Annotated in this window: 26 protein-coding genes; 15 read left to right on the forward strand and 11 right to left on the reverse strand. The window is 55.7% G+C overall.

From position 1 onward, the window contains the following. Nucleotides 1-8: 8 nt before the first annotated feature. Nucleotides 9-380, forward strand: a complete 372-nt coding sequence (gene trxA, locus ACR0DT_RS10600) for a thioredoxin (RefSeq protein ID WP_226689009.1) — start codon at nucleotides 9-11, stop codon at nucleotides 378-380. 98 nt (nucleotides 381-478) lie between these two features. Here the strand turns inward: trxA and ACR0DT_RS10605 are convergent, their stop codons facing one another. Beyond that, a complete protein-coding gene (locus ACR0DT_RS10605) occupies nucleotides 479-835 on the reverse strand; it encodes a hypothetical protein (RefSeq protein ID WP_480710705.1) in 357 nt (118 codons plus the stop codon). Nucleotides 836-1030: 195 nt separating this feature from the next. Here ACR0DT_RS10605 and ACR0DT_RS10610 point away from each other — a divergent pair, with 195 nt between their 5' ends. Both ACR0DT_RS10610 and ACR0DT_RS10615 read left to right on the forward strand, forming a co-directional pair. Beyond that, the gene (locus ACR0DT_RS10610; RefSeq protein WP_480710706.1) at nucleotides 1031-1381 is read left to right on the forward strand and encodes a Lin0512 family protein; all 351 of its coding nucleotides are present in this window, start codon (nucleotides 1031-1033) and stop codon (nucleotides 1379-1381) included. Then, nucleotides 1378-1740 (forward strand): Lin0512 family protein, encoded by a 363-nt coding sequence (locus tag ACR0DT_RS10615; protein WP_480710707.1) that lies wholly within the window; start codon nucleotides 1378-1380, stop codon nucleotides 1738-1740. The genes ACR0DT_RS10610 and ACR0DT_RS10615 overlap by 4 nt, the downstream gene beginning before the upstream one ends. Before the next feature lie 56 nt (nucleotides 1741-1796). Here ACR0DT_RS10615 and ACR0DT_RS10620 read toward each other — a convergent pair whose 3' ends face one another. After that, complete coding sequence (locus ACR0DT_RS10620; protein ID WP_480710708.1) at nucleotides 1797-1991, reverse strand: DUF1127 domain-containing protein; 195 nt, start codon at nucleotides 1989-1991, stop codon at nucleotides 1797-1799. 197 nt (nucleotides 1992-2188) lie between these two features. Here ACR0DT_RS10620 and hslV point away from each other — a divergent pair, with 197 nt between their 5' ends. Next, nucleotides 2189-2746 (forward strand): ATP-dependent protease subunit HslV, encoded by a 558-nt coding sequence (gene hslV, locus ACR0DT_RS10625; RefSeq protein ID WP_480710709.1) that lies wholly within the window; start codon nucleotides 2189-2191, stop codon nucleotides 2744-2746. On the opposite strand, the gene ACR0DT_RS10630 is transcribed toward hslV, so the two are convergent. Both ACR0DT_RS10630 and ACR0DT_RS10635 read right to left on the reverse strand, forming a co-directional pair. Then, complete coding sequence (locus ACR0DT_RS10630) at nucleotides 2738-3979, reverse strand: MFS transporter (RefSeq protein ID WP_480710710.1); 1242 nt, start codon at nucleotides 3977-3979, stop codon at nucleotides 2738-2740. The genes hslV and ACR0DT_RS10630 overlap by 9 nt on opposite strands. A gap of 105 nt (nucleotides 3980-4084) precedes the next feature. Then, on the reverse strand, nucleotides 4085-4486 hold the full coding sequence (locus tag ACR0DT_RS10635) for a DM13 domain-containing protein (protein WP_480710711.1): 402 nt from the start codon (nucleotides 4484-4486) through the stop codon (nucleotides 4085-4087). A gap of 199 nt (nucleotides 4487-4685) precedes the next feature. On the opposite strand from ACR0DT_RS10635, the gene hslU reads away from it, so the two are divergent. From hslU to ACR0DT_RS10650, 3 genes are all read left to right on the forward strand, one after another. After that, nucleotides 4686-5993: an ATP-dependent protease ATPase subunit HslU gene (gene hslU / locus ACR0DT_RS10640; RefSeq protein WP_480710712.1), complete on the forward strand. Its 1308-nt coding sequence runs from the start codon at nucleotides 4686-4688 to the stop codon at nucleotides 5991-5993. A gap of 99 nt (nucleotides 5994-6092) precedes the next feature. Then, complete coding sequence (locus tag ACR0DT_RS10645) at nucleotides 6093-7190, forward strand: alpha/beta hydrolase (RefSeq protein WP_480710713.1); 1098 nt, start codon at nucleotides 6093-6095, stop codon at nucleotides 7188-7190. Further along, nucleotides 7187-8407, forward strand: coding sequence for an MFS transporter (locus ACR0DT_RS10650; RefSeq protein ID WP_480710714.1), 1221 nt, complete (start codon nucleotides 7187-7189; stop codon nucleotides 8405-8407). The genes ACR0DT_RS10645 and ACR0DT_RS10650 overlap by 4 nt, the downstream gene beginning before the upstream one ends. Here ACR0DT_RS10650 and ACR0DT_RS10655 read toward each other — a convergent pair. Genes ACR0DT_RS10655 through ACR0DT_RS10665 form a run of 3 tightly spaced genes read right to left on the reverse strand, consistent with a single transcriptional unit; the run spans nucleotide 8404 to nucleotide 10687 of the window. After that, entirely contained in the window at nucleotides 8404-8991 is a 588-nt protein-coding gene (locus ACR0DT_RS10655; RefSeq protein ID WP_480710715.1) for a Smr/MutS family protein, read from the reverse strand. The two genes, ACR0DT_RS10650 and ACR0DT_RS10655, sit on opposite strands and share 4 nt — an antisense overlap. After that, nucleotides 8991-10031, reverse strand: coding sequence for a murein transglycosylase A (mltA, locus tag ACR0DT_RS10660; protein WP_480710716.1), 1041 nt, complete (start codon nucleotides 10029-10031; stop codon nucleotides 8991-8993). Before mltA ends, ACR0DT_RS10655 begins: the two co-directional genes overlap by 1 nt. After that, nucleotides 10028-10687, reverse strand: a complete 660-nt coding sequence (locus tag ACR0DT_RS10665; protein ID WP_480710717.1) for a Tim44/TimA family putative adaptor protein — start codon at nucleotides 10685-10687, stop codon at nucleotides 10028-10030. The genes mltA and ACR0DT_RS10665 overlap by 4 nt, the downstream gene beginning before the upstream one ends. Nucleotides 10688-10794: 107 nt before the next feature. Between ACR0DT_RS10665 and ACR0DT_RS10670 the strand changes: the two genes are divergently transcribed. Together ACR0DT_RS10670 and secB are read left to right on the forward strand one after the other, a co-directional pair. Next, entirely contained in the window at nucleotides 10795-11295 is a 501-nt protein-coding gene (locus ACR0DT_RS10670) for an FxsA family protein (RefSeq protein ID WP_480710718.1), read from the forward strand. Between the two features lie 54 nt (nucleotides 11296-11349). Continuing rightward, complete coding sequence (gene secB / locus ACR0DT_RS10675; RefSeq protein ID WP_480710719.1) at nucleotides 11350-11847, forward strand: protein-export chaperone SecB; 498 nt, start codon at nucleotides 11350-11352, stop codon at nucleotides 11845-11847. Nucleotides 11848-11873: 26 nt separating this feature from the next. Here secB and dnaQ read toward each other — a convergent pair whose 3' ends face one another. From dnaQ to ACR0DT_RS10695, 4 genes are read right to left on the reverse strand one after another with little or no spacing between them, the layout of a single operon-like run. Continuing rightward, on the reverse strand, nucleotides 11874-12596 hold the full coding sequence (gene dnaQ / locus ACR0DT_RS10680; RefSeq protein WP_480710720.1) for a DNA polymerase III subunit epsilon: 723 nt from the start codon (nucleotides 12594-12596) through the stop codon (nucleotides 11874-11876). Next, nucleotides 12589-13182 carry a dephospho-CoA kinase gene (gene coaE / locus ACR0DT_RS10685; RefSeq protein WP_480710721.1) on the reverse strand — a complete coding sequence of 198 codons (594 nt, stop codon included), beginning with the start codon at nucleotides 13180-13182 and terminating at the stop codon, nucleotides 12589-12591. Before coaE ends, dnaQ begins: the two co-directional genes overlap by 8 nt. Beyond that, the gene (locus tag ACR0DT_RS10690; RefSeq protein ID WP_480710722.1) at nucleotides 13179-14012 is read right to left on the reverse strand and encodes a shikimate dehydrogenase; all 834 of its coding nucleotides are present in this window, start codon (nucleotides 14010-14012) and stop codon (nucleotides 13179-13181) included. Before ACR0DT_RS10690 ends, coaE begins: the two co-directional genes overlap by 4 nt. Then, nucleotides 14009-14608 carry a Maf family protein gene (locus ACR0DT_RS10695; protein WP_480710723.1) on the reverse strand — a complete coding sequence of 200 codons (600 nt, stop codon included), beginning with the start codon at nucleotides 14606-14608 and terminating at the stop codon, nucleotides 14009-14011. Before ACR0DT_RS10695 ends, ACR0DT_RS10690 begins: the two co-directional genes overlap by 4 nt. Nucleotides 14609-15012: 404 nt before the next feature. On the opposite strand from ACR0DT_RS10695, the gene ACR0DT_RS10700 reads away from it, so the two are divergent. The 6 genes from ACR0DT_RS10700 to ACR0DT_RS10725 all read left to right on the forward strand — a co-directional run bounded on the left by ACR0DT_RS10700 (nucleotide 15013) and on the right by ACR0DT_RS10725 (nucleotide 21461). Further along, the gene (locus ACR0DT_RS10700) at nucleotides 15013-15462 is read left to right on the forward strand and encodes a CopD family protein (RefSeq protein ID WP_480710724.1); all 450 of its coding nucleotides are present in this window, start codon (nucleotides 15013-15015) and stop codon (nucleotides 15460-15462) included. Between the two features lie 122 nt (nucleotides 15463-15584). Then, nucleotides 15585-16856 carry a transcription termination factor Rho gene (rho, locus tag ACR0DT_RS10705; protein WP_480710725.1) on the forward strand — a complete coding sequence of 424 codons (1272 nt, stop codon included), beginning with the start codon at nucleotides 15585-15587 and terminating at the stop codon, nucleotides 16854-16856. Between the two features lie 30 nt (nucleotides 16857-16886). Continuing rightward, nucleotides 16887-18173 carry a tRNA uridine-5-carboxymethylaminomethyl(34) synthesis GTPase MnmE gene (gene mnmE, locus ACR0DT_RS10710; protein ID WP_480710726.1) on the forward strand — a complete coding sequence of 429 codons (1287 nt, stop codon included), beginning with the start codon at nucleotides 16887-16889 and terminating at the stop codon, nucleotides 18171-18173. 12 nt (nucleotides 18174-18185) lie between these two features. Continuing rightward, on the forward strand, nucleotides 18186-20054 hold the full coding sequence (gene mnmG, locus ACR0DT_RS10715) for a tRNA uridine-5-carboxymethylaminomethyl(34) synthesis enzyme MnmG (protein WP_480710727.1): 1869 nt from the start codon (nucleotides 18186-18188) through the stop codon (nucleotides 20052-20054). After that, complete coding sequence (gene rsmG / locus ACR0DT_RS10720; RefSeq protein ID WP_480710728.1) at nucleotides 20051-20665, forward strand: 16S rRNA (guanine(527)-N(7))-methyltransferase RsmG; 615 nt, start codon at nucleotides 20051-20053, stop codon at nucleotides 20663-20665. Before mnmG ends, rsmG begins: the two co-directional genes overlap by 4 nt. Further along, nucleotides 20658-21461, forward strand: a complete 804-nt coding sequence (locus ACR0DT_RS10725; RefSeq protein WP_480710729.1) for a ParA family protein — start codon at nucleotides 20658-20660, stop codon at nucleotides 21459-21461. The genes rsmG and ACR0DT_RS10725 overlap by 8 nt, the downstream gene beginning before the upstream one ends. Nucleotides 21462-21463 lie beyond the last annotated feature (2 nt).

The raw sequence follows: 21463 nt of genomic DNA on the forward strand, positions 1-21463 counted from the left end.
CTTGGGCGGTGCCGACCCTACGTTCTGTTCCCGAGTTTACCCCATTCAGGAGACAGAATATGTCGACCGTAGCCGTAACCGACGATACCTTTGACGCCGAAGTCAAGAATTCCGACATCCCCGTTGTTGTCGATTTCTGGGCCGAATGGTGTGGCCCCTGTAAGCAGATCGGCCCCGCTCTGGAAGAGCTGGCCGCTGAATATGGCGACAAGGTGAAAATCGCCAAGGTGGATGTAGACAGCAACCCGAATGCGGCTGCCGCCATGGGCGTACGCGGCATTCCTGCGCTGTTCATCTTCAAGGACGGTCAGGTTGTTTCGAACCGCGCTGGCGCGGCACCGAAAGCGGCGCTGCAAAGCTGGATCGACGAGTCCATCTGATCTTCCACCGAATTCAGACACAATGGGTGCCTCAAGCGGGGTACCCATTTTTTTGCGTCTGTTCATGGATTGAATTGCAGCTAGCTAACTGCAAGGTATCACTCGATCGTCCAGCTTATCGAAATCCCGCTGCCATCCTTATGTGTAAAGGTGACGCTGTCACCTTCGATTGAAACGATCTGACAGTCACGGGGCAGGGGTACATCGTCAATCACAATATCCCGGCAATAGTATTTGCCCTTCCATTCCCATGACCCGCTGATGTTGCCGGCTTCGGGGCCTTTGCCCTCGACCACCCCGTCCTTAAGTATTTTCACCCAGGTTTCTCCCTGGACAAGCTTCTTGCCGACCACCAGTTCCAGAAACTTATTTTTGCTTTCAATTTCTTCGGCTGATGCCTGTGTCACAGCCAAACCAAACAGCACCATCCCTGACAAAAGTTGAAAGGACTTCATCGCAACAATCCTTTTTCCGAACACCCAGTTTAATACGTTGGATGTTAGTCGATATCGCTGGAATTAGAAAATTGCCTTGCTCAATATCCGGGTTTGCGATTTCTGACCATTGGCCGGATACAACTTGTAAATTTGGTTCTTCCAATCCGCCGTCTGTCGTGCACGGTGTCCTTGAACTGAAAAACAGGAGGTGACATGCCCAAAACACGGGTTCTTGTGGAATTTGGCATGGGAACGTCTTTGCGACGCGAGGATTATACCGAGGCCGCGCTGCGGGCGATCAAAGATGCGCTGTGGCACAATTCGGTCAACATGGCCGAGCTGTTCGGGTTTCCGAAAGAGGCGATGATCATCGACGCCGAAGTCGGGGTACAACAGCCGGACAAGGTGGACCGGGACGCGCTGACCGCCATTTTCCCCTATGGTCAGCCCAATATCACCGTCACGCAGGGTGGGCTGGATATCGAAAAACCGCATACCGAGGGCCGGACCGTCATAGCCAATGCTGCCATCATCGTTTCCTTTGACATGGAGCCCGCGACATGACCGAAAAGCGCATCATTCTGGAAATGGGAACCGGCAACGACCTGTACGGGCAAGATTACACCAAGGCGGCGCGCCGGGCGGTGCAAGATGCGCTGCATCATTCTTCGATCACACTGTTCTCGAAACTAGGTTTGGATCATACCGAAATGCGCGTGCGCGTCACGATTGGTGTGCAGGACCCGGACCGCGTGGATTGTGATCTGGTTGCCGCCGATCTTCCCCGCGGAAGGGCCGAAGTGCACGCTGTCAAAGGTGGATTGGATATCGACGACGCCAAAGCCGGGACAAGGCATGTTGTAGCAACCGCCGCAATTGAGGCTTTCCTACCCGATCTATCCGGACAGTATAAACTCTCCTGACAAAGAAAAAGCCGCCCAACTGAGCGGCTTACATTCTTTTTCGCACTGGGCGCGGATCAGACGTTTTTGATGTCCGCGCGGCACAGGCCGATATCGTCCAGCTGTGCGTCGCTCAGGTCCGACAGGGCCTTGCGTGTCTTGCGGGATTCATTCCACGCGATTGCTTTGTCAAAGGTTCCGTAGAACGCGTCCACTACGTGCAGGATGGTAGCTGCTCCGAGCGGCGCATGAATTTTTGCAGTAGTTGCCATTTGCGCAGTCCTTATATGTGAAACAGCCGACCCGTTGTCGGTTGTAGGGCTCATGTAGGACGTCAGGCTGAGACTCACAATTGCTAGTCCGGTAACCCCGCATTGCGATTCCTGCATATCTTTTAGGCGGTTTGTGCACTGTTGCGCTGCGCGCTGGTCCGGCCCATATAGGACGGCAGTTGAATACGGAGGCATTTATGGCGGATAGCGATTTTCCCGGGTGGCACGGCACAACCATCATTGGCGTCAAAAAGGGTGGCCAAGTGGTGATTGCCGGTGACGGACAGGTCAGCCTGGGCCAGACCGTGATCAAGGGCACAGCCCGCAAGGTGCGCCGCCTGTCACCCGGCGGGTTCGAAGTTGTCGCCGGGTTCGCTGGATCGACCGCCGATGCCTTCACCCTGCTCGAGCGTCTGGAAGTCAAGCTTGAGGCCACACCCGGCCAACTTGCCCGCGCTTCGGTCGAGTTGGCGAAAGACTGGCGCACAGATAAGTACCTGCAAAAGCTCGAGGCGATGCTGATCGTCACGGACGGCAAGGATCTGCTGGTGATCACCGGGGCAGGGGACGTGTTGGAACCCGAACACAACGTGGCCGCCATCGGATCAGGTGGTAATTTTGCCCTCGCCGCAGCTCGCGCCATGATGGACAGCGACAAACCCGCCGAGGATGTGGCGCGCGAGGCAATGTCGATTGCCGCCGATATCTGCGTCTATACCAACGGCAATCTGACGGTTGAGACAATTTCAAGCTAACAGCGCCTTGATCTCTTTTCCCTTCCAGCGCATGTGCATCCCGATCAGGCCCATCAGGGCCGTCGCGATGACGATGTAATAGGGCAGGCGGATGTCAAAACTCATCAATCCGCCGCCAATCAGCGACATGACCCCGCCAGCCAGACAGAAGACGGCAGTTGTAACACCCATGACCCAGCCCTGGTCGGTCTCGGCGACAGCCGACGAAAACAGACCAAGCAGGGTTGGGTATGAGACGCCGAAGAAGAAATAGAAGAAGAAAACTGGCACGTAACTCAGCACACCACTGGGGCTGAACGCAAAGCCGAAACCGCAGATCACCATTACCACCAGCGAAGTGTAGATGATCTGGTGCTTGCTGAATCTTTCCTGCGCGGGTTTCACCAGGAAGGTGCTTGAAAACGCCAGCGCAAAGCCGATCACCACCATCGCCATGCTGCCACCGATGACACCATAGCCCCACGCGCTGGTCAGGAAGTTATCAACAAAGACATAGAATGTAACGTTGGCGATCATGAACAGCGCGTAGACAGGCAGAATTTTCAGAACCATTGGGTGTTCCCGCACGGCAATCAGGCTGTCAGTCACGTCGCGGGGGCGGAACACAAAAGCCGTACGCTCGGTACGGGTGTCCTTGAAGAAGAACAGCACCAAGAAGATCGCAATCAGCACAAGAACAAATGCGCCGTAGAATGGGGTTTTCAGCGTGGCAAAGCTGCCGAATAAAGCCGCGTCAGACAGAACCGCGCCGATGATCGGGCCGCCCACAAGACCAAAACTGACCCCGGTAACGATATAGCCCATATTGCGATCCCGGTCGGCAGCATCGGTGCTGCCATCAATCATAGCCGCTTGCGCGATCGGCTGATTTCCGGCGGTGAAACCCGTGATCGACCGGCCAACAATCAGCAACAGCAGGCTGTTCAGATACAAGGCCGCTATGGTCAGCGCATAACCAATAAGCGCCCCGCCCAGACAGACCAGCAAAGCGTTTTTGCGTCCAATTGAATCCGAAACCTTTGAGACGTAGACAACGCCAAGAAACCAGGAGAGGAAGAAACATCCAATCACCAGCCCATAGTAGAAATGACGTCGACCCACAGGGGTGCTGTCTGGCAGGAACCCAGATTTGGTCTCCATGATCAATGAGTTGATGATGGGAAAAACCAGCCCTTGCCCGATCAGGTCCACAAACACCACGAACAACAAGGTGATCTTGGCAATCTTGGTCATAAAAACGCCCCCAGTTCCAATACCTTGGGGGGAGTGTAGCAGACAGATGCCCTGTTACCTAACAGCGTGTCAGAGGCCGGGTAACCCAACCTCCGACTTTGCCGGTTACTTCAGCGTTGCAACGCCTAGCGGTACACCGGCAACCTCGCACCAGATGTACACTTCGTTATAGCCCGACACATCCATGGTCGGCGGAACGGCGTAGGATTGCTTGCCGGTCAGGTGAAGCAGTGCGCCCAGTTTGCTGTCGGGGGCGTAGGTGCCGTCCTTGCCGAAAGCGACGCGCGGATCGGGGCCACCGTCCAGCGAGAAATCCTCTCCTAGTTCGACAATGTAACGGTCGCCTTCCTTGACCAGCTTTACCGAACCGCTGGTGATGTGGTTCGAACGCCCCTCGAACGTGCCTTTCTTTTTGGCACCGCCGGCCAGGGCTGTGGTTGTGCCGGCCAGGGTCAGGGCCGCGCCGGTGGCTGCAGCTTTCACAAAAAGCGAACGACGAGTCATCATGATGAGGTATCTCCCTAAAGTGACGCGGGCTGGGGTGCCCGTCGTCGAAGGTTATGCCGCAGGCCCCGCTCGAATGGCGATTCACATCACCACGAATTTCCGTGTGCCGCTCGTGAGTTGGTGTGATCTTTGCGTGATCGGCTTGTGTTTTCTTACGGTATGATTAGGTTCCGCTGCGAAACAGACGGATAGATTAGACATGACCGACCTGACCCCGCGCGAAATCGTCTCGGAACTGGACCGCTTCATCATCGGGCAGAAAGACGCCAAGCGCGCCGTGGCCGTGGCGCTGCGCAACCGCTGGCGGCGCAAGCAGCTGACCGATGACATCCGGGATGAGGTCTATCCCAAGAACATCCTGATGATCGGCCCCACCGGTGTCGGCAAGACCGAGATCAGCCGCCGTCTGGCGAAGCTGGCGCGCGCACCTTTCATCAAAGTCGAAGCCACCAAGTTTACCGAGGTCGGCTATGTCGGGCGCGACGTGGAACAGATCGTGCGTGATCTGGCCGATGCCGCCATCATTCAGACCCGCGAATACATGCGCGAAGACGTCAAGGCCAAGGCTCATCAAGCCGCCGAAGACCGCGTGATCGAAGCCATCGCCGGCACCGATGCCCGCGAAGGTACCCGCGAGATGTTCCGCAAGAAACTGAAAGCGGGGGAATTGGACGATACGGTGATTGAGCTTGAACTGTCCGACACCTCGAATCCGATGCCAATGTTCGACATTCCCGGCCAGCCCGGTGGCCAGATGGGGATGATGAATCTGGGCGATATCTTCGGCAAGGCCTTTGGTGGACGAACCGTTAAAAAGCGCATGACCGTAGCCGAAAGCTATGACGCGCTGATCGGGGAAGAGGCCGACAAACTGCTGGATGACGAAACCGTCAATCGGGTTGCTTTGGAATCGGTGGAACAGAACGGCATCGTGTTCCTGGATGAAATCGACAAGGTCTGCGCCCGCTCGGACGCGCGCGGTGGCGATGTCAGCCGCGAAGGGGTACAGCGCGACCTGCTGCCGCTGATCGAGGGCACCACGGTGTCGACCAAGTACGGTGCCGTGAAAACCGACCATATCCTGTTCATCGCCTCGGGTGCGTTCCACATCGCCAAACCGTCAGACTTGCTGCCGGAACTGCAGGGTCGTCTGCCGATCCGCGTGGAATTGCGCGCCCTGACGGAAGAGGATTTTGTCCGTATCCTGACCGAAACCGACAACGCCCTGACCCGCCAATACACCGCGCTGATGGGTACCGAAGAGGTCACCGTCAGCTTTACCGAAGACGGTATCGCCGCGCTGGCCAAGATCGCGGCAGATGTAAACCAAAGCGTCGAAAACATCGGCGCGCGGCGACTGTATACGGTGATGGAGCGGGTGTTCGAAGAACTCTCATTCACCGCACCTGACAAGGCGGGCTCCGAAATCACCGTCAACGCTGATTTTGTCAGCGACAATCTGGGCGAGTTGACCAAGTCTACGGATCTGAGCCGTTACGTTCTGTAACGCATTCAGCCGGATTTCGCCACTAATCCTGCCCCATGTCGCTGGACGTGGGGCCAGAATTCGATAGCTTAGCGCAAAAGGCCCCAAGGACCCTTGTTGATGCGCTATCTGATCATTCTGTTTGTGTCTCTTTCGCTGGGTGCCTGTGTTGACAGGACGGTCTCTGAAATAGTGCCCTCGGCTGCCTCGGTCGGCACACCGAAAACCGTATTTGCTAGCACCGCTCGGGCCCGTGAGGCAGACGGGTCCTATGGCTTCCGACGCAGCAAAAAACTGCAGTTTCTGGAAACCACGGTTTCCATTCCGCCGACGCACACACCGGGCACTCTGAAATTTTCATATGCAAATCCGAATCCGCAAAAGGAATTCGTTCTTGCGGATGTGACCGAGCTAGACGGGCCTCAGGGATTGCGCGAGCATCTGCGGGGTCAAGACGATGTCACGATCTTCGTGCACGGCTATAACTCGACCCAGACGGAAACCATTTTCCGTGCCGCGCAGCTGTCGCATGACATCGGCATTCCCGGCTCTATCCTGGTTTATTCCTGGCCCAGTCGCGCGACTGGTATTGGATATGCATACGATCTGGACAGCATGCTGTTCGCCCGTGACGGGCTGGAACAAACCATTCGCGAATTGAAGTCCATGGGCGTTAACCGTGTACTGCTAGTGGCGCATTCCATGGGCAGCGCTCTTACAATGGAAATGATGCGACAGGCCGAACTGCAGGAGCCGGGCTGGTCCAACAGAAACATTGAAGGCGTGGTTTTAATTTCCCCCGATCTGGATGTGGATTTGTTCAGGTCACAGATGGAACGGATCGATAATCCGCCTGATCCGTTCATTGTCATGGTTTCGCAAAAGGACAAGATTCTGAACATATCCGCCCGCCTGCGCGGCACGGACGAGGGCGAGCGGCTGGGCAATATCAGCTCAATCAAAACGCTTGAGGAATTCCCGATCAGCGTGATCGACACGACCGCCTTCAACAGTGATGCCGAATCTTCGCACTTCGTGGCGGCCACCTCTCCGGCTTTGCTGGCGATCCTCAATTCAGTTCGGCGTGTCAGCAATACATTTGGATCTGAGGACCGCCCAGGCCTCGACATTCTGGTGCCGCCCAGCGAGCGCAACCCCGACGGCGCGACCGGGATCGTGTTGACGGAAACGGGACAGGCTCAGGTCTCGACCCCGTGACGCAGTTGCGACTGCGTAGCTTTCTTGTTCCAAACGCCACTTGGCTGGGCGCCGGGGTACTGCTGACTTTTCTGTCCAGCTTTGGGCAAACCTTTTTCATCTCGGTCTTTGCAGGTGAAATCCGCGCGGACTATGGGCTGAGCCATGGGGCATGGGGTGGGCTTTATTCGCTGGGCACCACGGCTGCAGCGATCGTTATGATCTGGGCCGGGGGGCTGACCGACATCTTTCGGGTTCGGGTTCTGGGGCCGGTGGTGCTGGCGGGTTTGACGCTTGCGACACTTGCGATGGCCCTGAACACCGCGTTGTTCCTGCTGCCCGTCGTGATCTTTCTGCTTCGTCTTTTCGGACAGGGGATGAGCACTCATCTGGCGCAAGTGGCCATGGCGCGCTGGTTCACCACCACGCGAGGCAAGGCGCTGTCCATCGCCTCGCTGGGATACGCGGTCGGAGAGGCGTTGTTACCGGTGGTGTTCGTTGCCGCGATGGCGGTTTTCGACTGGCGTTTGCTGTGGGTGGTGGCCGCAGGCGTGACGGTGCTGGGTATTCCAGTGCTGATGCGGCTGTTACGTCAGGAACGCACACCGCAAAGCCTTTCGGGGGATCACACCGCCACTGGCATGCAAGATCATCACTGGACGCGGCGTGAGGCGCTGTGCCATCCGCTGTTCTGGTTTATGGCCCCTTCGATCCTTGCCCCTTCTGCCTTCATCACCGCGTTTTTCTTTCACCAGGTGCATCTGGCACAGGTTAGGGATTGGCCGCACATTCAGCTGGTGGCACTGTTTCCGGTATTCACCGGCGTTTCGATCCTGTCGATGTTCGCGGCGGGCTGGGCGCTGGATAAATGGGGCACCGCGCGGATCATGCCGTATTATCAGCTGCCGATGGGGTTGGGCTTTGCCATACTCTCAGTCACCGACACCATCTCCGGGGCTCTGATCGGACTGATCTTTCTGGCCCTGACTGTTGGCGCGCATAACACCTTGCCCAGCGCTTTTTGGGCCGAGTTTTACGGCACCCGCCATATTGGCGCGATTAAGGCAATGGCAACGGCAGTCATGGTACTGGGATCAGCTATCGGCCCGGCCCTGACCGGAGCGCTGATCGACTTCCACGTCACGCTTGGCACCCAATTTATGTGGATCGCAAGTTTCTTCGGATTGGTCTGTGTGCTCGTCTGGACCGGCATTCACCGGGCGAAAGCCGGGTTCTAACGACCGCGACGCAGATACACGTAATAGGCGCCGTCACCGCCGTGGCTGATATGGGCGGGTGTCACCTGCAACACGGCCTGTGCCAGCGGTGGAATAGAAAGCCAGTGCGGAACCTGGTTGCGCAATATTCCGCGCGGCGTCGGGATCGGGCCGGGCTCGTCGCGATCCTTGCCCTTGCCGGTAATCACCAACACTAGCCGCTTGCCCTGTGCCTGCGCCGTCAGCACGAACCGCACCAACGCCGGATGCGCCGTGTCGATCCGCATACCGTGCAGGTCGAGCCGACCTTCGGGCTTTAGCTTGCCGCGCTTCATTCGGCCAAAGGCCTTGGTATCCATCTGCACCGGGCTGGCACGCAGGCTGTCTGTGACAGAGGGTTTCAGTGCATGACGCGTAGATTTGGTGGGTGCAGTCTGGCCGATCTCGAACCCGTCCAAGCGCATTTTTGGTGTTTTGGTCGGCTTGGGCTTGGGTAGGGTGGTCGGATGCACCGATTGAGGAAGTTCGGGGTGCAGGCGTTCGGCCTGTTTGGCGACCTTGCGCCACAGCTCTATCTCGTCTTCGGTCAGTTTGCGCCGGGTCATCAGAATTCATCCGGGATCAGAGCATAGGCGCGCTGGATCGGCAACAGGATCACCATCCGTCCCGGGTCCTTCAAACGACCCGCAGCCTGTCCTGCGGCATCCCCGGTTCCAAAGAAGATATCCGCCCGCTGTGCTCCCTTGATTGCAGCGCCCGTATCCTGCGCGATCATCAACCGGCGCATCGGCTCCTTGCCGTCTTTTTCAACCCAGACCGGGGATCCCAGCGGTGTATAGTTCGGATCAGCGGCAATACTGCGCATGGTGGTGACGGATCGATTCATCGCACCCAGTGGCCCAAATTCAGGTGCGACGCGGGTGACCTCGCGAAAGAAAACGTAAGAAGGGTTGTGAAACAGCAACTCCGCCCCGGCCTCGGGGTTCTTGCGGACCCAGGCGCGGATCATCTGGGCGCTGACTTCGTGCGCAGCCAACGCGCCTTGGCGGATCAGTTCGGCTCCGATGGAACGATAGGGGTGCCCGTTCGCGCCGCCATAGCCCACCCTTAGCGCACCGCCATCAGGCAGCCGAATACGGCCCGAGCCCTGGATCTGCAAAAAGAACAGCTCGACCGGGTCATCGACCCAGGCAATTTCGAGCCCCCGGCCGGTCATGGCATCCCCGGTCAAGATGTCCCGGCGGCTTAGCCATGGTCCTTCGGCACGCGCTTCGGGTGGCATTTTGTAGATTGGGTATTTGAACCGGTCAGTCCGGTTGCGCGATCCATCTAGCTCAGGTTCAAAATAGCCGGTGAACAACGCGTCCTTGCCGTCTTCAACCAGAACTGGACGGAAGAACAGTTCAAAAAAAGCCCGCGCTGCGTCCCCCTCATAGGTTCGGGCCACGCTGCATAGAGCCCGCCAATCGGGATCGTCCAGATCGCCGCAGGTGTTCAGAAAAACCGAAAGGGCCGCCCCGTGATCATCAGCAGCCCAGCCTTCCAGGTCGTCAAACGACAAGATCGAGCGCGTCGCCTCAGCTCCGGCGGCGCTTGCGGTGGTCATCGCGCCCACCAGTAAGAGCGACCGGAGTGCGGCAATCATGCGTCCGTGGCAACAAGCAGCCAGTTCGGATCGTCCGCGCCCATGACACGAGCAAAGGTCCAGCTGTCCTTTTGGCGTTTGACGGTATTCGGATTTCCTTCGATGATATCGCCGCCGCGATCCCGCACGACCGAGGTCAACTCACCAACAAATTTCATGGTGATTTCGGCCTGATTGGTATCCTTGTCAAACTTCACATCGGCCAGCGTTGTTTCGCGCACTCCGATGAACTCGGCCTCGATAGTCAGACCTTGGTCTTCACGATCTGCAACGACGGAAACGAAAGTGTCAAACACCTCTTCGGACAGGAAGGGTTGGATTTCGTCCAGATTACCCTTTTCGAACCCCATGACGATCATCTCATAGGCCCCGCGCGCACCTTGCACAAACTCGCTTACGGAAAAGCTGGGCTCGACCCGCTTCATCGCGGTCAGAGTTTGCGCCTGTTCGCTGTCTTCAGCGACATGGTCTGTGATGTCGTGATCCGGGCCACCGTCAATCACCTCGAACCCGCGGCGGGCACTGTGCCCTTCGGGTTGTTGCTGAACAGGAGGTTTCTCAAAACCTTCACGCGTGCCCAGCACACTTTTCAGGCGCAGGATCAGGAAAACGGCTATTCCGGCAAGGACCAGCAACTGGATCATCGGTTCGTTCATTTCATCCTCTTTTCAGACCGCGACTTTGTATACGCGGCCTCATGCCACTATGTAGGTGACAGTTCGTGGCAAGTCCACTGCCCGACCTCTGGTAAAGGATAACGCAAATGTACCTGTTCTTGGCATTTTTATTGGTTCCGATCATCGAGATTGCCCTGTTCATTCAGGTGGGTGGCTTGATCGGCCTGTGGCCCACCCTTGCAATTGTGGTGCTGACGGCCGTTCTGGGCACTGCGCTGGTCAGGACACAAGGTCGCATGGCGCTGGCAAATCTGCAGCGATCCTTTGCCGAACTGGACGACCCGACCGAGCCGCTGGCCCATGGTGCGATGATCCTGCTGTCCGGCGTTCTGCTGCTGACACCGGGGTTTTTCACCGATGCGGTCGGCTTTGCACTGCTTGTTCCGGGCATTCGGGTGGCAGTGTTCCGGTATCTGAAATCCAAAGTGACGATCACCCAATTCCAGATGGGTACCGGGGCGCAATTCCAATCCGGTCCGGCACCCTTTGACCAAGACGACGTGATCGACGGCGAATTCTCCGAGGTTCGGCCCCGCCAGGACCCTTCAAAGCCATCGAAATGGGTTGAAGGCCCGCACCAGCATTGAGGTGCCGCGTCCAACTTGCTAAGCAGTGTCGAATTTCATTTTTGGAGTAGATCCATGGCCGAAGAAAACGCTGCGGAAAACACGGCAGCCCAAGCCGCCCCCCAGGTTCAAATGCGTGTGCTAGGGCAGTACATTCGCGATTTGTCCTTTGAGAACGTGATGGCGCAAAAAGGCGTGTCCGGTGACGTTCAGCCCGAAATTGCGGTTCAGGTGAACCTGGACGCAAAAAAGCGCGCGGCTGAACATCAGTACGAAGTGGCGATCAAGCTGAACCTCAAGTCGAAAGCCAAAGGTCTGGAGGACGTCCTGTTCCTGTGCGAGATCGACTATTGCGGCCTGTTCCACATCGAAGGCATCGCCCAGGATCAGCTGCACCCGTTCCTGATGATCGAATGCCCGCGCATGCTGTTCCCGTTCCTGCGCCGGATTGTCAGCGATGTCACTCGCGACGGTGGCTATCCACCGGTGAACCTGGACAATATCGACTTTGTGACTCTGTACCGCAACGAGTTGCTGCGTCGTCAGGCCGAGGCACAGAAAACCGAAGCCTGATCGGTTTGACCCGCGCCGGGATTGCCTCAGGCGCGGGTCCACAGGGCGTTTTCGCCCAGTTTCTCTACAAATGCCTCATGCGCCGCGCGTTCTTCTTCGGTGATCTTGGACGCCAATGGTGTCGGGCGTGCCGTCGGACGCCAGTCATCCTGGCCGCCTGCAGCTGAAGACGCAGTAGCAGACAGACCGAAATCCGGTTGGCGTCCACCGATCAGCTCAAGGTAGACCTCAGCCAGAATTTCCGAGTCAAGCAAAGCGCCGTGCAGTACCCGGTTCGTGTTGTCGATATTGAAGCGGCGGCACAACGCATCCAGTGATGCGGGAGAACCTGGAAACCGTTTGCGCGCAATCGCCAATGTATCCAACGCCTGATCCATCGGAATCTGCGGCAGCCCCAACCATCTGAGTTCCGCGTTCAGAAATTTCATATCGAAGGACGCGTTGTGGATCACCAGTTTCGAATCCTGGATAAAATCGAGAAACCCCTGACCAACCTTGGCAAAAACCGGCTTGTCCTTCAGCGTAACCTCACCCTTTTCCGGCGGGCGCGGGTTTTCCAATAGGTCAGGGCCAATACCATGCACACCGAACGCCTCTTCCGGCATGGACCGTTCAGGGTTGATATAGACGTGATAGGTTTCGCCGGTTGCAACGTGGTTCCACAGCTCAACCGCGCCGATCTCGACAATTCGGTCGCCGCTTTCGGGATCGAAGCCCGTGGTTTCGGTATCGAGTACAATCTCACGCATCTGCCATTCCCGCCCGTATTTGCCTGACCACATCCTGCACCTGCGCGCGAGCGTGGTCCAGAGTGTCAGTCACGATCACATAATCCGACCGCGCGCATTTTTCATCATTTGGCATCTGCTTGGCGCGGATCTGTTCAAACTGTGCTTCGGTCATGGTGCCCCGCGCCATCACGCGGCGCTTTTGCTCCTCTGCCGGGATCGAGACGCAGGCGACGGCATCCATTGCCGCCTCACCGCCGGTTTCAAACAGCAGAGGGATGTCGAACACCAAAATATCAGCGGTCTCTTGATCCCGAAAAACAAACCGATCTGCGGCGACCAACGGATGAACGATGGCTTCGATTTGTTTCAATGTCGCCGGGTTCTGCGCGATAATTTGTTTCAGGACTTCACGGCTGACAGACCCATCAATAACAGCATCCGGAAAGGCGGCACGTATCGGTGCAATAGCTGCTCCTTCCCTTGAATAGAGTCTATGTACGGCCGCATCTGCATCCCACAGCGCACAGCCCTCCTCGACGAACATCTGCGCCGTGGTGCTTTTGCCCATCCCAATCGAACCGGTCAGGCCAAGCGCAAAACTCATCCCAGAACCGCCGCACGCAGATCGTCCGTCACCTCGGGGCGGATGCCGAACCATCTTTCAAATCCGGGCACAGCCTGATGCAGCAACATGCCCAAGCCATCGACTGTGGTGCAGCCTGCCTCTTCCGCCGCATGTAATAGGTTTGTTTGCAGCGGTGCATAAACCAGATCAGTCAACACGGTGCCCGGCTGCAGACCATCCAGCGGCACCCGCAATTCTGGCTGCCCCTGCATTCCCAGCGAGGTTGTGTTGACCACCAGCTCGGCCTCATCGATGACATTGCCCGCCCGCACCCAATCAACCACGGTGATGCGGTCGCCGAATTCGTTCTTCAATTGATCCGCCCGGGCGCGTGTACGGTTGGTCAGCAAAATCTGGGGCACGCCCGCGTCCAACAAGCCCTGCAACACCGCCCGTGCCGCGCCGCCTGCGCCAAAAATCACCGCCGGACCATCCGACGGAACCCAATCAGGCGCGCCACTGCGCAAATTCTCCATAAACCCATAACCATCGGTGTTGTCGGCTTGAATCGTGCCGTCGTCGTTGAACACCAATGTGTTCGCCGCACCGATAACCGAAGCGCGCTCGGAAACATGATCCGCAATACGCAGCGCGGCCTCTTTATGTGGAACAGTCACATTGGCCCCAACAAACCCGGCTTTGGGCAAAGTACGCAGTAGTGTTTCCAAATCCTCGGGAGATACGTCCATGGGAACGTAATGCCCTGCCAGCCCATATTTCTGAAGCCAATGACCATGCAGCTGCGGTGATTTGGAATGCGCAATCGGGTGTCCGATTACCCCGGCCAGCGGAATTCGGTTATGTGTCATTGGTCGATCACCCCTTTGACAGCCAGATAATTGAGCAGTTGCAACAAGGGCATACCCAAGACATTAAAATAGTCGCCGTCAATGGTGGCGAACAGGCGCACGCCTTCTTCTTCCAGCTTATAAGCCCCCACCGCGTGCCGGATACTGTCCCAGTTGCGGTCAATATAGTCGCGCAGATATGCGTCCGAGCTCATCCGCATCCGCAAGCGCACCTGACCCACGTGACGCCAGATCGGTTCCCCATCCTGATAGATCACTGCCGCCGATAATAGCATATGCCGCTTGCCCCGCATCGCCTTGAGCTGCGCCAGCGCGTCCTGGGGTGATTCCGGCTTGGACAGCAACTGCCCTTCGAAATCCAACACCTGATCGCAGCCCAGAACCATCGCCCCCGGGTTCTTGTCGCTGACTTTGCGCGCCTTCATTTCGGCCAGCGCATCAGCAATGTCGCGGGGCGAGGCATCCTCGGCCTGCAGCGCGCGTTTCATGGTATCCTCATCCACGCGCGCGACCTGAACGGAAAACGGCACGCCTGCGTTTTCCAGCAACTGCGCGCGAATGGATGACCCTGAGGCCAGAATGATGGGGACAGACATGTGGACAACCCCGTGTGCAAATCGTTGAGCGTTCTTGAATGGTTTGTATGGTTTTCCGATTGACACGCAACCCCGGGAATTTCGCGTAAATCTTCCCTGAGTCGCTCGAACGCTGTCCATCCGGGACAAGGATAAGTCGGAAAGACGGGATAAGCCGGAACTCCACAGATACTCAGAAACTTATCCCCAGATCATATTTTTCAGGATCATTTTAATATACTGATTTTATTATATTATTTTTGAAACTAACAGAATCAGAACGAAAACTAGGAAAAATACCCACCTGGGGAAAACACATGTGTAAAAAAGAAATCCACGGATTTTGTTCACCCTACAAAACCATCTTCCTTTTTCTTTTCTTATTTTTTTATTAGGGAGAGTTCCGAGCAACGCCCGGAGCCAGAATGACCGATCTTCTTTTCACGATTTACCCGTGGGTGAAGTCTTTACACATTATGGCCGTGATCTCATGGATGGCCGGATTGTTCTATTTGCCCAGGCTGTTCGTGTATCACGTAGAAAAGGCTCAAGCCGTCGATGGTGCTGAAACCATCTTCTTTGAAATGGAAGAGAAACTGCTGCGCGTGATTATGCGCCCTGCGATGATCGTGGCATGGGTCTGTGGCCTGATTATGGTGTTCACACCAGGTATCGTCGGCTGGGATTTCACCTGGCCCTGGGTCAAGGGCGCGGCTGTGGTTGGCATGACCTGGTTCCATCATTGGCTGATGGCTCGGCGTAAAGATTTCTTAGAGGGGCAAAATAAGCTCACTGGGCGCCAGTACCGCATGATGAACGAGGTTCCCACCATTTTGATGGTTGCCATCGTTCTGGCGGTCATTCTGAAGTTCTGAAGCCCTGTTTGACTCCGATGGCTGTCGCGCATATGTAGTGATCAACACGCCCGTCCGGGCGGCGTATCTTCCGTACTGAAATTCAACTTCGTGCCGCGATGCCAGCGGTGAAGGTATATATCATGACAACTGACGCCCTGAATCTGGCCGACCTGAAAGCCAAAAGCCCCAAAGACCTTCTGGCGATGGCCGAAGAGCTGGAGATCGAAAACGCCTCGACCATGCGTAAAGGCGAGATGATGTTCCAGATTCTGCGCGAGCGCGCAGACGAAGGCTGGACCGTGGGTGGCGACGGCGTGCTTGAAGTTCTGCAGGACGGCTTTGGCTTTCTGCGCTCGCCCGAGGCGAACTATCTGCCGGGCCCTGACGACATCTATGTCTCACCCGACATGATCCGCCTGCATTCGTTGCGAACCGGGGACACCGTCGAAGGAGAGATCAAGGCGCCAGATGAGAACGAGCGGTATTTTGCGCTGACCAAGGTCACCAAGATCAACTTTGAAGATCCTGAGAAAGCCAAGCATAAGATTCTGTTCGATAACCTGACGCCTCTGTACCCCGATGAGCGTCTGAAGATGGAAATCGAAGATCCGACCATCAAGGACAAATCGGCCCGGGTGATCGACCTGGTTTCGCCCATAGGGAAAGGTCAGCGGTCGCTGATCGTGGCCCCGCCGCGGACTGGTAAAACCGTGATCCTGCAGAACATCGCGCATTCGATCGAACAGAACCATCCCGAGTGCTACCTGATCGTTCTTCTGATCGACGAACGCCCGGAAGAGGTGACCGACATGCAACGCTCGGTGAAGGGTGAGGTTGTCTCCTCGACTTTCGACGAACCGGCAACGCGTCACGTAGCCGTGTCGGAGATGGTCATCGAAAAGGCTAAGCGTTTGGTCGAGCATAAACGAGATGTTGTTATTCTTCTCGACTCGATCACAAGACTTGGTAGAGCGTTCAACACCGTGGTGCCGTCTTCGGGTAAAGTTCTGACCGGTGGTGTCGATGCGAATGCTCTGCAACGTCCCAAGCGTTTCTTTGGTGCCGCGCGGAACATCGAAGAGGGCGGTTCGCTGACCATCATCGCCACCGCGCTGATCGATACCGGCAGCCGGATGGACGAAGTGATCTTCGAAGAATTTAAGGGCACCGGTAACTCGGAAATCGTTCTGGATCGCAAGATTGCTGACAAACGCGTCTTCCCGGCGATCGACATCCTCAAATCCGGTACCCGGAAAGAGGACCTGCTGGTCGACAAGGGTGATCTGGCGAAGACCTTTGTCTTGCGCCGTATCCTCAACCCGATGGGTACCACCGATGCGATCGAGTTCTTGCTGTCCAAGCTGAAACAGACCAAGACAAACGGTGAGTTTTTCGACTCGATGAACACCTGATACAGGTCTTAATTCACGCGAGGCCTTCGAATGGATACGATATTCGCCTTGGCCAGCGCGCAGGGCAAAGCAGGGGTGGCGGTCATCCGCCTCTCTGGTCCTCTGGCGCATTCAGCCGCTGCAGCATTGACAGACAGCCCGCTGCCAGCCCGTGGCATGCGGGTTCGATCCTTGCATGCGGCCGATGGTTCTCGGCTGGATGAAGGGTTGGTTCTGACATTCCAGGGACCGGCGAGTTTTACTGGCGAAGACGTGGCCGAATTGCAGATTCATGGCAGCACTGCTTCAGTCAACGCAGTGATGCGCAACCTGTCGGACTCGACTGGATTACGGCTTGCGGAGCCCGGGGAATTCACGCGCCGCGCGTTAGAAAACGGGAAGATGGATCTGACACAGGTCGAAGGTTTGGCCGATCTGATCGATGCAGAAACCGAGGCGCAGCGCAAACAAGCTCAAACCATTTTGGCCGGTGAATTGGGTGGATTGGCCGAACGCTGGCGCCGTGATTTGATACGGGCGGCGTCCTTGCTGGAGGCCGTAATTGATTTCGCGGATGAAGAGGTACCAACCGACGTTACCCCCGAAGTTCGCACATTGGTGACCGGCGTCATGCAGGACCTGCAACGCGAAGCCGAGGGTGTGAAGATCGCCGAACGCATCCGAGCCGGATTTGAAGTTGCTATTGTCGGCCTTCCAAACGCAGGCAAATCAACATTGTTAAATGCCCTGGCCGGACGTGAGGCAGCGATTACGTCGGAATATGCCGGTACGACCCGTGACGTGATTGAAGTTCGCATGGATCTAGACGGCCTTCCTGTGACTTTGCTGGATACCGCTGGGTTGCGCGAAACCGAGGATCACGTCGAAAATCTTGGGATCGAGTTAGCCCGTAAACGAGCGGACGCAGCAGATTTGCGGGTATTTCTGACAGAAGATCCGACAGAGCTCGGAGTTCCCATGATTGAGGGCGATATTCAACTTTTGCCGAAATCAGATTTGCGCGGCGACGACAAAGGTGGGATTTCCGGGAAAACTGGTCATGGAATTGATCAACTTATTTCCCACATATCGCGTGTTTTAGGTGTTCGATCCACTAGTCATGGTATTGCAACACGTGAACGCCATCGGGTGGCTCTGAATGACTCCGGGGCTGCACTGGCTGCGGCAATGACGGTTCTGGAATCAGGGCCAGACTTGTATGATATCGCGGCAGAAGAATTGCGGACCGCAATCCGCGCACTTGAAACTTTGGTTGGCAGAATTGGGGTCGAAGACCTGTTGGATGAGATATTCTCGAGTTTCTGCCTGGGTAAGTAAGGAGTGTTTCACGTGAAACATTCAAAGTTCGATGTCGTAGTGATTGGTGCTGGACATGCTGGAACCGAAGCCGCACATGCAGCTGCGCGCATGGGAGTCGAGACGGCATTGGTCACGCTTTCTGCCTCCGATATTGGTGTGATGTCCTGTAATCCAGCAATTGGAGGTCTTGGGAAAGGACATTTGGTCCGCGAGATTGACGCGCTGGACGGTGTCATGGGCCGGGTTGCTGATCAGGCGGGTATTCAGTTTCGCTTGCTGAACCGCCGCAAAGGCCCGGCAGTGCAGGGCCCGAGGACTCAGGCAGACCGAGCACTTTATCGCGCGGCCATGCAAAGAGAGACGGAGGCGCAGGAGCGTCTAACCGTTGTTGTCGGGGAAGTTGTAGATTTCCTTATGGATGGGACACGCGTCGTTGGAATACGATTGGCTGATGAATCGGAGATTCACGCCAAGGCCGTGATCCTTACATCGGGAACATTCTTGCGCGGAGTTATTCATATCGGAGATGCCTCCCGTCCTGGGGGACGGATGGGAGATCGACCTTCTGTAAAATTGGCGGAGCGGTTGGACAGTTTTGACCTTCCGCTGGGTCGCCTAAAAACAGGCACACCACCCAGGTTGGACGGGCGGACGATTGATTGGTCAGATCTAGAACGCCAGGATGGAGATGAAACTCCAACACTATTCTCGTTTTTGTCGTCGTCGGCAATTGCACCACAAATTTCTTGTGGGATCACGCACACAAACGCGCGTACACATGAGATTATCGAAAAGAATCTGTCACGGTCCGCGATGTATGGCGGTCACATTGACGGGGTAGGGCCCAGGTATTGTCCTTCGATAGAGGATAAGATCGTTCGTTTCGCTGACAAGGAGTCTCATCAGATTTTCCTGGAACCTGAAGGGATTAACGATCACACAATTTATCCTAATGGAATTTCGACATCGTTACCGCAGGATGTACAGATAGATTATGTTCGATCGATCAAAGGCCTGGAGAATGCCGAAATCTTGCAGCCCGGCTATGCGATTGAATATGACTACGTTGATCCTCGTGTTTTGACGTCTTCATTGGCGCTGCCTAGCACACCTGGGCTATTTCTTGCGGGGCAAATAAACGGTACTACAGGATACGAAGAAGCGGCTGCCCAAGGTCTTGTCGCCGGCTTGAACGCTGCATTGGCTGTCCTAAACCAGGATCCCCTCCATTTCACACGTGCTGACAGCTATATCGGCGTTATGATTGATGACCTAACAACACGTGGGGTTGCAGAACCCTATCGGATGTTTACCTCACGGGCGGAATTTCGGTTATCTCTGCGCGCTGATAACGCAGACCAGCGATTGACACCCACAGGAATTGACCTGGGATGTGTTGGCGAGGAGAGAACAGCGAGATTTAGTGAAAAAATGGAGAAGCTTTCCGTCGCTAAGTCAAGACTAACAGATAGAACATATACACCAAAAGAAGTGCGCGCTGTTGGGATTAATGTAAACCAAGATGGAAACCGCCGGGATGGCATGGCGTTACTGGCATTTCCTGATGTTGCTTTCGACGATTTGCTACCGCTAATTTCTGGATTGGATGATGTTGAAAACGACATCCGATGCCAGGTTGAACGGGACGCACTTTATGCAAACTACATAGCGCGGCAGAAAAAAGATGTTGAAGCCATGAAACGCGACGAATCGTACGAAATACCAAGGGATTTTGACTATTCCTCGTTGGAAGGCTTGTCCTCTGAGATGAAACAGAAACTGTCTCAGGCAAGACCGAACAATGTCGCTCAAGCTGGTCGGGTAGAGGGCGTGACACCAGCCGCCTTGACTTTGCTGCTAGCCAAGTTGCGACGTGGACAAAAGGTACGAAAAGCATGAACCATGAGGTTTTCGATGGCCTGAGTGTTTCACGTGAAACATTCGAGCGACTAGAAATCTATGTAGAATTGGTTCGGCGTTGGAATCCTAAGATAAATTTGGTGTCTCGCAACAGTTTGGATGACATCTGGTCACGGCACATTCTTGATTCCGTGCAGGTGTACCGATGTTCGGAAGAGTTCGAGAGTTGGGTGGATTTGGGCAGCGGTGGAGGTTTTCCAGGTATGGTTTGTGCGATCATGGCGATTGAGCAAGCACCCGAAGCCAAGTTTACCTTAGTTGAAAGCGATCAACGTAAATCTGCCTTTCTGCGCAGTGTTGCGCGGGAATGTGGGGCAAATTGCGCTGTTGTTTCAAAGAGAATCGAAGCGGTTGAACCGTTGAACGCTGATATTTTGTCGGCCCGCGCTCTTGCAGACCTGCCCACGTTATTGTCCTTTTGCGACAGGCATTTAGGAAAATCCGGTACAGCGCTGTTGCCGAAAGGCGTAAGCTGGAAAAAAGAGCTAAATGACGCACGCAAGGAATGGAATTTCGACTGCGAGCCGATTACAAGTTTAACTGAGCCCCAAGCTGTTATTCTAAGGATCAAAGGAGTATCGCGTGGTTGATCTGTCTCGTCCCTCAGGGCCCCGGATAATTGCGGTAGCCAATCAAAAGGGCGGGGTAGGAAAAACGACAACTGCGATCAATCTTGCCGCCGGTTTGGCCGAAGCAGGAAGCAGAGTTTTGGTGGTTGATCTGGATCCGCAGGGGAATGCGTCAACTGGCCTAGGTGTCGAAGACAGAGACTGGACAACCTACGATTTAATTCTGGATGACGCCCCGCTTGAAGCCGTGGTTCAGGAAACAGAAATTGAAGGCCTGCTAGTTATACCCGCGACAGTTGATCTGAGTTCAGCTGATATCGAGCTTATTTCCAACGAAAAACGCAGCTATTTGTTACATGATGCGCTGCGTCAGACCTCGATCGATAGGTTTGGACTGGATTTTGTTCTGATAGACTGCCCACCATCCCTGAATCTGTTGACCGTGAACGCCATGGTGGCTGCACATTCTGTTTTGGTCCCACTTCAAAGTGAGTTCTTTGCGCTAGAGGGGCTTTCGCAGTTAATGCTGACGATCCGAGAGGTTCGTCAAACCGCGAATCCGGACCTAAGAATCGAAGGTGTTGTGTTGACAATGTATGACAACCGCAACAACTTGTCCCGCCAGGTCGAAAAGGATGCGCGTGACAATCTGGGTGAGATGGTATTTAAGACCAAGATACCTAGAAATGTACGGGTCAGTGAGGCGCCATCATACGCTTTGCCGGTTCTGCAATATGATTCGGGGTCGTTGGGTGCGATGGCATATCGGCATCTGGCGCGCGAAGTCATTCATAAGAATAAAAATGTCGCCGCCTAAGC

It is taken from the genome of Ruegeria sp. BI11 (assembly GCF_056538005.1).